The sequence below is a fragment of the Paenibacillus piri genome, assembly GCF_004354045.1.
Lineage (GTDB): Bacteria > Bacillota > Bacilli > Paenibacillales > NBRC-103111 > Paenibacillus_S > Paenibacillus_S piri.
The window spans coordinates 140,684-153,251 of record NZ_SMRT01000009.1 but is presented as its reverse complement, the minus strand read 5'-3'; the positions used below and the strand labels follow the sequence as shown (position 1 = coordinate 153,251).

The following is a 12,568-nucleotide window of genomic DNA, read 5'->3' as shown; positions in this document are numbered from 1 at the left end:
CACCTAACCTTTTTCCATCTCTTTATGGACGCTTTTTTTTACATACTTTTGCAGCTCGTTGCCAATCCGAAGACAAAGCTTCAACTCGCTGATTCGCTCCTTGGTCAAGGCGTCCGAAGACAGCTTCCCTCTGGACGTATAACGGCCCTCCTCCATTTGATACGGAGTCATGGAGCGCAGCTTCAAAGCAATGCATATCGCCTCCAGCCAGTCGTTAGCGATTTCCTCCTCAACGAAGCCGCCTTCCTTCAGACCGTTGATTCTCGCCTCCGTCGAGGAAACCTTCAAGCCCGCATCGACCGCCAACAGCCGGATTCCGTTTACGATCGGAATGTAGGCGCCGTATTTGATATCGACACCTCCAGCATCCTCGCCATACCTTTCCCGGATAAGCTGGCCGAATACTCCAAGCGAAATTTTATGATGCAGCGTGTTTTGAAGCATATGCTGCAGCATCGCGGGGTTTCTGCGAACATAGCCGTTCATTTCCTCGAGCAGCCGGTTCACCAGAGCTTCATCTCCGTAAACGGGGCGAATATCGGCAAAAATCAACAAGTAACGGACATGCTCCCAATGAGGCTCCTCCAGCCATTCGTACAGCATGGACCTGTAGCCGCTCCAGCTGTTGCGCCACTTGGCGTTGGTGCAAATAACACCGCCCGTACAAGGCGGGTAGCCGAGCTGCAGCAAAATGCCGCTGATCGATCCGGCCAGCCGTTCAAAGTAAGCGGGCGCAGCTGCTTCCGTTTCCGCATTGTCAGGGTCCGCATATATAATTCCGTTATCCTGATCGCTCCACAGCGTCTGCTCGCCGCGGCCGCCGCTTCCGAAGAGGACAAAGGCGAAGGGAAGCGGAGCGTCCCCGCCCCCCTCCGATTTCACCTTTTGCCGCGCCAGCTCGACCGCTTTGGAAATAAACAGATCATGAACCTGATTCAGCTCACGATTCCACTCAATTGAATGGGAAAGAAGGAGACGCCCTTCGAACTCCTCATGCAATTGATCGCGGAATCGTCGAAGCTGCTCATGATCGTCAGCCTTTTGAATTTCACTGCGAATCGATTCCAATGAGAGACGTTCCATCAGGTATCCCCTTCAACCCATGTGATATGATCTAAATCGCTATGCGTATATTACATTACAACGTTTGAGGAGAAGCGGCCGGCGCTTTTTTCATCGCTTCCGGATAGCCGTAGGTACCGTGCTCGGAAAGGTCCAGACCGACAATTTCTTCTTCCTCTGTAACACGAAGTCCGATCGTGATCTTGATCAAGCCAAGAATGATGAAGGAAAGCACGAGCACGAAGACGAATGCGCCGAATACGCCGAGCGCTTGAACGCCCAATTGCTGCAAGCCACCGCCGTACAGCAGTCCGGCTTCCCCGACGCCTACCGTTTTCGCAAGCTCGGGCGTTGCAAAAATACCTGTCGACAATGTTCCCCAAATTCCTGCGACACCGTGTACGGAGAATGCGTAAACCGGATCGTCGATGCCTGCTTTTTCAAACCATTGAGCCGTGAAGAAGGTAATAATACCGGACAATGCGCCGATGATAATCGCGTCGCGCGGAGTTACGAATGCGCAAGCGGCCGTAATCGCTACAAGCGCCGCCAGAACGCCGTTCAGCATGCTCGGAATGTCGGCTTTGCCGAAGTAAATCCATGATACCACAAGTGCCGCAACTGCGCCCGCTGCCGCAGCCAGGTTTGTCGTTAATGCAACATATCCGAAAAATCCGTCGCCGGTTGCGCTCAATGTCGAGCCTGCGTTAAAGCCGAACCAGCCGATCCACAAGATGATAACGCCCAGAACCGATAATACTTGGTTATGACCCGGAATTAAATTAGGTGTTTTATCTTTATTGAACTTGCCGATACGCGGTTTGAGCAAGATCGTTGCCACCAATGCCGCAGTTGCGCCTTGCAAGTGAACGACCGTCGAGCCTGCGAAATCCTGCATGCCCAATTGACCGAGCCAGCCGCCGCCCCATACCCAGTGAGCGACAACCGGATAAATCACGACCGTGAACAAAATACCGAAAATAAAGTATACGGCCAGTTTACCGCGTTCCGCGAAGCCGCCCCAGGCAATTGCCAGCGATACGCCCGCGAAAGCCAGCTGGAACAAGAACAAAATACTGATCGGAATCGGCGATTCCGCGAAAATGCTGATGGAAGCTTTCACTTGCTCGGCGGAACCATCCAGGAAAAAGCCGCCCTCTCCTATAAAGCTGTTGCCGTCGCCGAACGCGAAGCCGAAACCGATAGCCCAGAATGCAATGGCGCAAATACCGAAGGTTAATATGGTTTTACCCGCCACATGACCCGCATTTTTCATTCGTGTGGAGCCCGCCTCCAATAGCGCAAAACCGGCCTGCATGAAAATGACGAGAATGGCTGCCAGCATAACCCAGACAGAATCGATTGCGTTTGCCAGCTGTGCAGGGGTCTTATCATCCGCTGCGAAGGCCATCGTCGGAACTAGTAAAGACATGAGGCCGGTGGATAGAAGCATTTTTTTAAACATCGTTGACCACTTCCTTCTTAATGTTATAATATATAACATGCTTTGAAAATCTTAATGTCATTATATACAGCTTTTTTGGATTTGACAATAGGATTTTCATTAAAAAATTGATAAAAACGAAAAATAACCTCACATCAAATACGCATAATTCGGATTTACTCCCCATATAATGGGTGTTCTCTGAATTTTAAATGTCATAAATACTGACAATTATCAAAAAAAGGCTTAAATCTGCAAATCACATTGCGTCTGCGCCCGCAGCGTCCCGTCCGTTTTTCCCATACCGTTATTTATTATTATTATAGAAGAAAGACGATCAGTGACTTGCAAAAGCATAACGTTTGACTGTACGGTTTCATTTCAGGTATCATAAAACAATAGACGGCTGCCAAGTCATTAGTTTTATCCAATAAGCATATAAATGAGGACAAAAATCTTATACAGTAGGGGTGTTTCCAATGGGGATATGAAGCTATATAAAATCGGGGAGCTTGCCCGCTTGTCGGAGGTGAGTTCGAGAACGATCGATTACTACACGAAAATGGGACTGATCGAGCCGGAAACCCGTTCGGACACGAATTACCGTCTGTACAGCGATGAAACCTTAATGCGGCTCAAACGTATTGAGAATATGAAAAGGGAGAAGTATACCTTGGAGGAAATCAAGGAGAGCCTGACACTCTGGAATAAAATCAGTCCGGATGATGCCGTGACAGAGAAGCTGACATCATTCCAGCTTCATTTGCAGCAGCTGCAAAAGGAGGTTCATGAAATCGGCCCCCTGCTTGAACGGCTGAAGCCTTCGCAGCTCAAGAAGCTGAACAAAGTGCTCACTCCTCAAACCGCTGCATGTATTGAGGCCTTGCTGTTACTGCTGGGTAAAAGCCCCTTATCCTAAATTATAAATGGAGGTCTGCTGCCATGTTTTTTCACCCGATGGATTTTCTGATCATCATCGCCTTCGTGCTTTCCTTGTGGGCGCAATTTCGCGTTAAAGGCACCTTTAACAAATGGTCGACAGTCCCGACCAGCGGCGGTATGACCGGCTACGAGGCGGCCCGCCGCATGCTTGACGCAAACGGTTTGTACGACGTTCCGGTAGAACCGGTTCAGGGAAGACTTACCGACCACTATGACCCGACGCAACGGGTAGTCCGTTTGTCCGAGCCGGTTTATTACGAAAATTCGATTTCAGCCGTCTCGGTCGCTTGTCATGAAGTCGGCCATGCAATTCAACATAAGGTTCATTACCCGATGCTTTCGCTCCGCCATACGATGTTCCCGGTTGTGAATTTCGCTTCCGGCGTAGCGCCGCTGCTCATCTTGGCGGGTCTGTTCTTCCAGCAGTTTAACTTCCTGTTGGGTATCGGCATTATTTTCTTCTCGGCGGCCGTAGCCTTCCAACTGGTGACACTGCCTGTCGAATTTAACGCAAGCAACCGCGCCAGAGATTTGATGGTAGCCGAAGGCTTCATTACGAATGACGAGGAACGCGGTGTCGCCAAGGTGCTGAATGCGGCTGCGCTGACCTATGTCGCCGCGGCGCTGATCTCGCTGCTTGAACTGTTGAAATACATTATGATTTTCAACAACCGCAATAACGATTAACGCTGCATAACAGCAAAGCCGCCAGTCCTTGTCCGGACTGGCGGCTTTGCTGTTATATGGAATCAGGTGTCGGAAAAAAAGTGAACAAGGTAGCTCTGAAACCGCTCGGCGACAGGCGGCAGCCGATCGCCCGCGCGCTGGATCAACCCGATGCTGCGCGTCACTTTCGGATCGGTCACTCTGACTTTTGCCGGTTGCAGCTGGCTTATTTCCGTCAATGCCATCTCCGGCAGCAGACTGACCCCCATACCCGCGGCTACGAGCCCGCGGATCGTATCGGTCTCCTCCCCTTCGAAGCCGATCTGCGGCACAAATCCGGCCTTGTCGCATGCTTCCAGGACGATGCTGCGCAGCGAGTACTCTTCGCTGAACATGACGAACGAGTCATCCTTCAGCTGCTCCAGACGGATCGTTCCCTGCTCCGCAAGCTCATGTCCCTGCGGTACGATCGCGTACAGCTCCTCTTGGAGCAGCAGATGACCGCTCACATGATCGTGGTTGTCGGGAAACGGAGAAATGAAGGCAAGGTCGATCTCGCCTTTCATCACATCGCGGATCAGACTGTTGTATGTCCCCTGCCGCAGGCGGAACTTCACATTCGGATGCGATTTCCGGAAGCTGGCTACAACGGTGGGAAGCAGGTAAATCCCCAAACTGTGAGGAAACCCGATACGAATCTCTCCCGCTTCCGGATCAAGAAATTCGCGGACCTCCGTAACCGCCCGCTCGAGATCGAGCAGAATCGTTTCCATCCGGCTCAGAAACAGCTTGCCGACGGAGGTCAGCTGCAGATTTCGTCCTTTTTGCACAAATAAAGATACCCCGAGCTCCTCCTCCAGCTGGTGGATTTGCCGGCTCACCGCCGATTGCGCAACGTGCAGCTCCTCCGCCGCCTGCGTCACATGCTGTTTTTTGGCAACCTTCACAAAATACTGCAGCTGTCTTAATTCCACGATGTCTCTCCTTCCAAATCCGATTGGACAAGTTCCTTTTAAAAAGCTTATAATAAATCTTGGTGAAATACCAATCATTCTCAATGAGAAATAAGGAGGCCCATGTACAATGGCACAAGAGCGTACAGGAGTAGCAACTCTTAAAGGCAACCCGATTACATTGATCGGACCGGAATTAAAAGCTGGCGACAAAGCTCCCGACTTCAAAGTAAACAAAAATTTGATGGAGCAAGCATCCTTGGCTGACTACGCCGGGAAAGTCAAATTGATCAGCGTCGTTCCTTCCCTGGACACTGGCGTATGTGACGCTCAAACCCGCCGTTTTAACGAAGAAGCGGCCAAGCTTGGCGATAACGTTGTCGTGCTGACAATCAGCGTGGACCTGCCTTTTGCGCAAGCTCGCTGGTGCGGCGCCGCCGGAATCGACAAGGTCGTTACATTATCCGATTATAAAGATCGCAGCTTTGGTCAAGCCTACGGCGTATTGATCAAAGAAATTCAACTGCTGATGAGATCCATCTTCGTTCTCGACGCCAACGATACGATTCAATACGTAGAGTATTTGGGCGAAATGACCGAGCATCCTAACTACGAGAATGCGGTTGCAGCCGTTAAGAAGCTCGTATAACTGCTGCCCGAACTACTGTCTTCATTAGAAATTCGATGAAAAGCAGCGGTTAGGCGGAATCGTTCCGCCGACTTGTATATTTCAAGAAATCGCTCCGGTACCGTTCGCCGTCTGAATCGGTCCGGCATGATAAAAACAGCGGAGAAGCGATGCTTCCCCGCTGTTTTTTTGTCGATTGACCCGTTATGATGGTCCGCGTGATTACGAATACGCCTTCATCCAATTCGTGGAATCGTAGTACGGCGGCAAGTAAAAGGTAATTTATTCGATTACGACTTTATCGGGTTAAGACCCCCCACCTCTAAGGTGGGCCTTGAATCAGGTGGGGTAGAGTCCCCATCTGATTCCCCAATGTTCAGCAAAGCTGAACGAGTTCACTCATCGATTTTGTGGGCAGCCAACCGTTTATCCAATTGTTTATAGATTTCCAGGATTGTCCGGTAATTGGAGCCCATATCGCCTAATGACCCCCGCGATGCCGAATAAACGTCGATTGCTGTTTTAAGCGGATTAATGCCAAATAAGGTTAAGGTGATGTCCTGGGTACGGCCGGTTACCGTTCTTTTCTCGACAACGATTTCACCGACGCTTCTTACTTCATGAAGCAGTTTATAGCCGTTCATTTTTTTGAACATGTTGGTCACTTCATTCCAGACCTCATCCATGGAAAGCTTATAATACCGGGTTTTCAATGCCGGGTCTTTCGCTTTCTCACCTGTTGTTTCGTGGCTGCGAACAAGGCCGATTAAGGTGCGCTTTAACAAAGCTTTCCCTCCTCATAGAAGTACAGTACAATTATTTCCGTATACACTAGTTTAAATCATACCATTGATTGGGCTTCATATAAAGGGTTATTTCACATTTTAGACAATATTATGTTAATTAGATTAAGATTCGTTACAATTTCATGACAAATGGAAGTGAAGCTCGCACAGCAATTGCAAGTCGTCTAAAACACAGGTAAACCCGTACCTGCTGTGTGATGAATCCTCTGCTCCGATACTCGACTGACGGCTGAAACCCGTCATCCGTGTATGGCGACGCCCCATATCATTTTGCCCATTTTTCTAAAAAATGAAGCCGCTGCCGAAAAATGCCGGTTCCATTGATTTCTGACAGAAAAGATGCCGGACGGCAGCAGGAATTTGTCCGTTTTCTCCGAATATATATAGTGAGCAATTTGTTCAACGAATAAACAAAGTATGACTACCAATAGTTGGAGTGTGAATGGAATGGCCTATTTTTTAGGAATCGATTTGGGGACATCGGCGGTTAAATGTATTTTGGTCGACAGTCAGGGCGGCGTCAAGGCAAGCCACAGCGTCGAATATCCGCTTCTTCAACCGCAGCCCGGTTGGGCGGAGCAGCATCCGGAGGATTGGTGGAAGGGTACGGCGGATTGCATCCGGGCACTGCTGGCCAAATCGTCCGTAAAAGGCGAGGAGATTGCCGGCATAGGCTTGTCGGGGCAAATGCACGGCTCGGTCTTCCTCGATCAAGCATTGAACGTCGTCCGGCCGGCGCTCCTTTGGTGCGATCAGCGTACGGCCGCCGAATGCGAATGGATCGAACGGACGATCGGCAAGGAAGAGCTCGGACGATTGACCGGGAATAAAGCGCTTACCGGCTTTACCGCCCCGAAGGCAATCTGGCTGCGCAATCATGAGCCGCATCATTATGAGCGCACGGCTCATTTGATGCTGCCGAAGGATTATGTGCGGCTGCAGCTGACCGGAGCCTTCGGCATGGACGTCGCGGACGCCAGCGGCACGCTGCTGCTCGATGTGGAGAACCGCCGCTGGTCGCCGGAGGTCGCGCGGCAGCTCGGCATTCCGCTCGGATGGCTGCCGCCGCTCTTTGAAAGCAATGACGTGGCCGGCCATTTGCAGCCGGCCGCGGCGGAGCTGACCGGCCTGGCGGCAGGCACCCCCGTCGTCGCCGGAGGGGGCGACCAAGCTTGCGGCGCGGTCGGCGTAGGCGTCGTGCGCCAGGGCATCGCCTCGGTCGCCCTGGGCACGTCAGGTGTCGTGTTCGTCCACGACGACACGTATCAAATGGATCCGGAGTGCAGGCTGCACTCCTTCTGTCACGGCGTGCCAGGCAAATGGCACCGGATGGGGGTTATGCTGGCCGCCGGCGGCTCGTTCCAGTGGTGGAAAAATCATTTCGCGTTCGAGGAGCTTCAGCAGGCTGAAGCGGAAGGCCGCGATGTATATGAATATTTGACGGCGCTGGCGGCAACGGCGCCGCTCGGCAGCGAGGGGCTGCTGTTCATGCCTTATCTTACCGGCGAACGCACCCCTCATCCCGACCCTAAGGCGCGCGGCGGCTTCATCGGCTTGAACATGCGCCACTCGAAGGCGCATCTGACCCGCGCGGTACTCGAAGGCATCACGTTCGGCCTGCGCGATTCGATGGAGCTGATCAAAGCCTCCGGCATCCGAATAACGGAGCTGCGGGTCAACGGCGGCGGCGCGCGCAGCTTGTTCTGGAGGCAAATGATCGCGGATATATTCGGCTACCCGGTCGTAACCGTCAACTCCACCGACGGCCCGGCATACGGCGCTGCAGTCATGGCCGCCTCCGGCGTCCTACAGCAGGACATCGCCAGCCTGTGCGAGCAATGGATTCAAGTGGTCGACCGGGTTGAGCCTAACCCGGAGCAGCAGCGCCGCTACGAGCAATACTATGCGTTGTTCCGCACGCTGTATCCGACCTTGCAGTCGACGCTTCACCAGCTGACAGATCTGGTATCGGCTACGGCCGAATGACCCGTCCGGCGATACAAAGTGCAACGCGTGAAAGCAGACTTCTCAGCTCTTTCGCTTCCGTCAGGAGCGGAGGGGCTTCTTTGCGCTTCCTGGCTGGCAAAAAGGGAGGCCGGTCCGCAATAGACCAGCCTCCCTATATCCGATTTCCTATTAAAAATTGTTTTGTTTCGCGCCTTCCCAGTCTGCAAGGAAACGCTCGATACCGGCATCGGTCAAAGGATGCTTGGCCATTCCCTGGATGACCTTGTAAGGAACCGTAGCAATGTCGGCTCCAAGCAGCGCCGCTTCGATCACATGCGACGAATGGCGTACGCTGGCCGAAATGATTTCGGACTTAATATTATGTACCTTGAAAATTTGACTGATTTCTTTAATCAGATTCATCCCGACTTGATTGATATCGTCCAGACGGCCGATAAAAGGCGATACGTAGGTCGCGCCCGCTCTGGCGGCCAGCAACGCTTGAGGCGAGCTGAAAATGAGCGTAACGTTCGTTTTGATGCCTTCGGCCGTGAAAATTTTCGTAGCTTTCAAACCTTCTTCGGTCATCGGTACTTTCACGACGATGCTGTCGCCAAGAGCGGCAAGCTTGCGGCCTTGCTCAACCATTTCTTTCGATTCCAGACTGATGACTTCCGCACTGATCGGCAAATTACCGACGATGGATACGATTTCCTTGACGGTTTCGAAAAAATCTCTGCCTTCTTTAGCGATCAGCGAAGGGTTCGTCGTTACCCCTGCAATGACTCCCAAATCATGCGCTTTGCGAATTTCTTCTACGTTGGCTGTGTCAATAAACAGTTTCAAATTCCTTCACCCTCCTAAAATATGCAGCATACATGCTATCCCCATGTTGTGACCGATCGAATATGAACGAATAAAATGGCACAAAAAAACCCGCAAATGCCGTCCGATTTAGCGCTTCAAACCCGCTCTCGCAGGTGGGTGTCCGCAGAATCGGTTTTGAGATCCCTTTTCGGGGGCATGTCAGCCGCGATTCAATGTAGGTCTCCCAAGAAACAGTCATTGGTTCAAAACAACTTAAAATCGAAACGAACACCGCAGGATTTATAACCCCATTATATGACCTTCCATAGGGAAAGTAAACCTCAGCACCGCTTTCTGCGCTCCGATTCCATTATATATAGCGTTTGGCGCTGCTCATATACGTACAGGGGTTTGCGCTTTTAGTATTCCCGGCGATCCCCGTTTGATGCGCCTGGGACTGCCTTATCCGCAGGCGGCTTGTCCGACTCCGCATGCCCTTCGGCCGATTCAAGCTGCTTCGGTTCCTCGCCATTGTCGCCATGCTGCTCCGCTTCCTTCTCCGCCATCTCCTGCTGCTTCATTTGAAGCTTGCCAAAAATATGGTTGAAATGCCAAAACGACGTAACCGCGATCAGGCTGCCCATAAAAAACGGAATTAAAAACGTAAAGGTCGAAAAGCTGATGTATAAAATAAACCCGTTGCAAATGATCATCGAAATCGAGCGGACCGGATGCCCGATTGAAATCAGCACCGCATTTTTAACAATTTGAAACAATTTCATATGAAGATGGGACAAAATCGAGAAAAAATGGAAAAACGAGACGGAAATCAGCACTGTAAGCGTCAACACAAGAAATCGCAAAACGCCCAGCGTACCGCTCTGATTGCCATAATATTTAAAGTTGGTATACAGCACAACACCGATGATCGTATAAATAATCCCGCCCAGCATGGCTTGCACGAAATTTTCTTTATACCCGCGGAAAAAAGTTTTGAACAGCGGTGCATCTTCTTCGCCTGTCAACCATTTGCGAGCCACCGAAAACATGGCGGCCGTTGACGGAAACAGGGTGAACGGCGATACGATGGCAAGCAGGATGACGGTCGACAGCAATTGATCGACGGACTCCGCCTGCAGCAGCATCAAACCGATGAAGAAGAAGGGCAGCGCACAGATCACCCACAATACATTAATAACCGAAAGCCGCATGATCCATTCCGATATACGGTAAAAGCCACCCATAATCCCTCTAAACTCCAATACAATACCCTCCTTATGAAATCCCAACCGTGTTTGTTACAATAACGCAAACTCACTTTATAGAGACTATTATAACTTATTTTGGACGATCTAGGTAGACGTCTATGCATGCAGCAGTTATAGAATAGGACACAGGGACCCACCCGGAAAAACAAATCACGAAGGATACCGCCCCATGTATGGAGCGGTATTCTAACCACATTCGGACCAATTTGTAATAGTTCCAGGAAACGCTGCAGGCGGAAAAGAAAAGGTGAAGCTGGCTTTAGCTTCACCTTTTATTGTTAATTTTTTACAAGCTCTTCGTTGGAACGGGAAGATGAAGTCGAGCGGTTAAATCCGCGGTCCCGGCCATAATCGCGGCTATCGCCTCGTCCGCCTCCGCGGTTGTCGCGGGAGCCGTAGTCTCTTCCCCCGCCTCCGTCTCTGCGCGGAGGTCTCGAGCCGCCGGTACGGTCATACGGTCTGTCGCCGCGGCGAGCGCCGGCTGCCGTTCCGTAAGCGCCCGACGGTTTGCGTCCCGAGCTGCGCACGTCGTTTCTTCTCTTCTTGGCGCGCAGCGGTTCTTCCGGCGTCAGCTCGATCGTGACGTCTTTCTTGTCGCCGGTCAGCAGCTTCAGCGCCGAAGCAAGCAGATGAACGGAGTCATGCTGCTCCAGCAGCTGGATCGCCAAGCCTTTATATTCGTTATGATCGTCTTTATCCAGGACGGCCAGAATCCGTTCTGCCGTAACCTTCTGCTTGCCTTCGATCGCTTCCGCCATGCTTGGAATCGGTCTTTTCGTAATTTTATGACGCGTCAGACGTTCGATGAAATTCAAGTGATCGATTTCCCGCGGCGTCACGAATGTATATGCTGCGCCTTCCTTGCCCGCACGGCCTGTACGGCCGATCCGGTGAACATAGCTTTCGGGATCCTGCGGCAGGTCGAAATTAATAACATGCGTAACGCCCGAAACGTCCAGACCGCGTGCCGCCACATCCGTAGCGACCAGCACGTCGATGCTGCCGTCGCGGAATTTGCGCATCACGTTGTCGCGTTGATTTTGCGACAGGTCGCCATGCAAACCTTCGGCGGTATATCCGCGTTTTTGCAAGGCTTCCGCCAATTCGTCAACCCGGCGCTTCGTGCGGCCGAAAATAATAGCCAATTCCGGCGATTCCATGTCGATCAAACGGCACAGCGCTTCGAATTTTTGTCTTTCCTGCAGCTCGATGTAAGATTGCTCGATCAGCGGTGCGCTCATTTGCTTCGGAATGACGGATACATGCTCGGGGTTGCGCAAAAACTGCTGGGCTAGCTTTTGAATATTAAGCGGCATCGTAGCCGAGAACAGCATGGTTTGGCGTTCCGAAGGAACGAGCTTCAAAATCGATTGGATATCTTCCATGAAGCCCATATCGAGCATTTCATCCGCTTCGTCCAAAATAACCGTCTGTACATCGTCCAGCTTGATCGTTTTGCGGTTAATATGGTCGAGCAGGCGTCCCGGCGTTCCGATAATGATTTGCGGTCTCTTTTTCAAGGAACGGATTTGCTTGACGATGTCTTGTCCTCCGTAAATCGGCAAAGAGCGGATGCCTTTGAACCGGCCCAGCTTTTCGATCTCTTCCGCTACCTGAATGGCCAGCTCGCGGGTCGGGCACATCACCAGGGCGACGATTTTTTCTTCTCTCACGTCGATTTTATTTACCAGCGGAATGCCGAACGCAGCCGTTTTGCCGGTTCCTGTCTGGGCTTGACCGATTAAGTCGCTGTTCTCCATGGCAATCGGGATCGCTTTTTCCTGAATCGGTGTCGATTCCTCAAAACCCATTTCCGTAATGGCACGCAGCACTTTTGGTTCCAAGCCGAATTCGTTGAAGTTTTTCAAATGATTTCATTCTCCTTTAATTTAGGGTTCTTATTTGTTTATACCCTTAAGTGCGACTCCAATATCCTTCTATTGTATCTGTAAAATGCATCCCAGGCATTCGTAATTACATAAGCAAGGCCGTACTTAAGAATATCTTTAGTATTATACCACAACAGCAATTCAAATTCCAGAAAT

The 12,568-nt window shown here is 51.2% G+C and carries 11 protein-coding genes and 1 other RNA gene; 4 read left to right on the top strand and 8 right to left on the bottom strand.

Annotation, left to right across the window (positions count from 1 at the left end; translation table 11 throughout):
• Nucleotides 1-3: 3 nt before the first annotated feature.
• A complete protein-coding gene (locus tag E1757_RS19240; protein ID WP_133231057.1) occupies nt 4-1,083 on the bottom strand; it encodes a DUF294 nucleotidyltransferase-like domain-containing protein in 1,080 nt (359 codons plus the stop codon).
• Between the two features lie 55 nt (nt 1,084-1,138).
• The gene (locus tag E1757_RS19235; protein WP_133231055.1) at nt 1,139-2,527 is read right to left on the bottom strand and encodes an ammonium transporter; all 1,389 of its coding nucleotides are present in this window, start codon (nt 2,525-2,527) and stop codon (nt 1,139-1,141) included.
• Between the two features lie 466 nt (nt 2,528-2,993).
• Here E1757_RS19235 and E1757_RS19230 point away from each other — a divergent pair, with 466 nt between their 5' ends.
• Nucleotides 2,994-3,425, top strand: a complete 432-nt coding sequence (locus E1757_RS19230; RefSeq protein WP_133231053.1) for a MerR family transcriptional regulator — start codon at nt 2,994-2,996, stop codon at nt 3,423-3,425.
• Between the two features lie 23 nt (nt 3,426-3,448).
• A complete protein-coding gene (locus tag E1757_RS19225; RefSeq protein WP_133231051.1) occupies nt 3,449-4,135 on the top strand; it encodes a zinc metallopeptidase in 687 nt (228 codons plus the stop codon).
• Nucleotides 4,136-4,197: 62 nt separating this feature from the next.
• Here the strand turns inward: E1757_RS19225 and gltC are convergent, their stop codons facing one another.
• The gene (gene gltC / locus E1757_RS19220) at nt 4,198-5,088 is read right to left on the bottom strand and encodes a glutamate biosynthesis transcriptional regulator GltC (protein WP_133231049.1); all 891 of its coding nucleotides are present in this window, start codon (nt 5,086-5,088) and stop codon (nt 4,198-4,200) included.
• 109 nt (nt 5,089-5,197) lie between these two features.
• Here gltC and tpx point away from each other — a divergent pair, with 109 nt between their 5' ends.
• The gene (gene tpx / locus E1757_RS19215) at nt 5,198-5,716 is read left to right on the top strand and encodes a thiol peroxidase (RefSeq protein WP_133231047.1); all 519 of its coding nucleotides are present in this window, start codon (nt 5,198-5,200) and stop codon (nt 5,714-5,716) included.
• Nucleotides 5,717-6,090: 374 nt separating this feature from the next.
• On the opposite strand, the gene E1757_RS19210 is transcribed toward tpx, so the two are convergent.
• Nucleotides 6,091-6,480: a DUF1499 domain-containing protein gene (locus E1757_RS19210; protein ID WP_133231045.1), complete on the bottom strand. Its 390-nt coding sequence runs from the start codon at nt 6,478-6,480 to the stop codon at nt 6,091-6,093.
• 468 nt (nt 6,481-6,948) lie between these two features.
• Between E1757_RS19210 and xylB the strand changes: the two genes are divergently transcribed.
• On the top strand, nt 6,949-8,487 hold the full coding sequence (gene xylB / locus E1757_RS19205; RefSeq protein WP_133231043.1) for a xylulokinase: 1,539 nt from the start codon (nt 6,949-6,951) through the stop codon (nt 8,485-8,487).
• A gap of 150 nt (nt 8,488-8,637) precedes the next feature.
• Here xylB and fsa read toward each other — a convergent pair whose 3' ends face one another.
• The 4 genes from fsa to cshA form a co-directional block, all read right to left on the bottom strand.
• Nucleotides 8,638-9,294 (bottom strand): fructose-6-phosphate aldolase, encoded by a 657-nt coding sequence (gene fsa / locus E1757_RS19200; protein ID WP_133231041.1) that lies wholly within the window; start codon nt 9,292-9,294, stop codon nt 8,638-8,640.
• An 83-nt stretch (nt 9,295-9,377) separates the two neighbouring features.
• A non-coding RNA gene (ssrS, locus tag E1757_RS19195) (6S RNA) lies at nt 9,378-9,558 on the bottom strand.
• A 116-nt stretch (nt 9,559-9,674) separates the two neighbouring features.
• On the bottom strand, nt 9,675-10,517 hold the full coding sequence (locus E1757_RS19190) for a YesL family protein (RefSeq protein ID WP_133231039.1): 843 nt from the start codon (nt 10,515-10,517) through the stop codon (nt 9,675-9,677).
• 284 nt (nt 10,518-10,801) lie between these two features.
• On the bottom strand, nt 10,802-12,391 hold the full coding sequence (cshA, locus tag E1757_RS19185; RefSeq protein WP_133231037.1) for a degradosome RNA helicase CshA: 1,590 nt from the start codon (nt 12,389-12,391) through the stop codon (nt 10,802-10,804).
• Nucleotides 12,392-12,568: the final 177 nt, after the last annotated feature.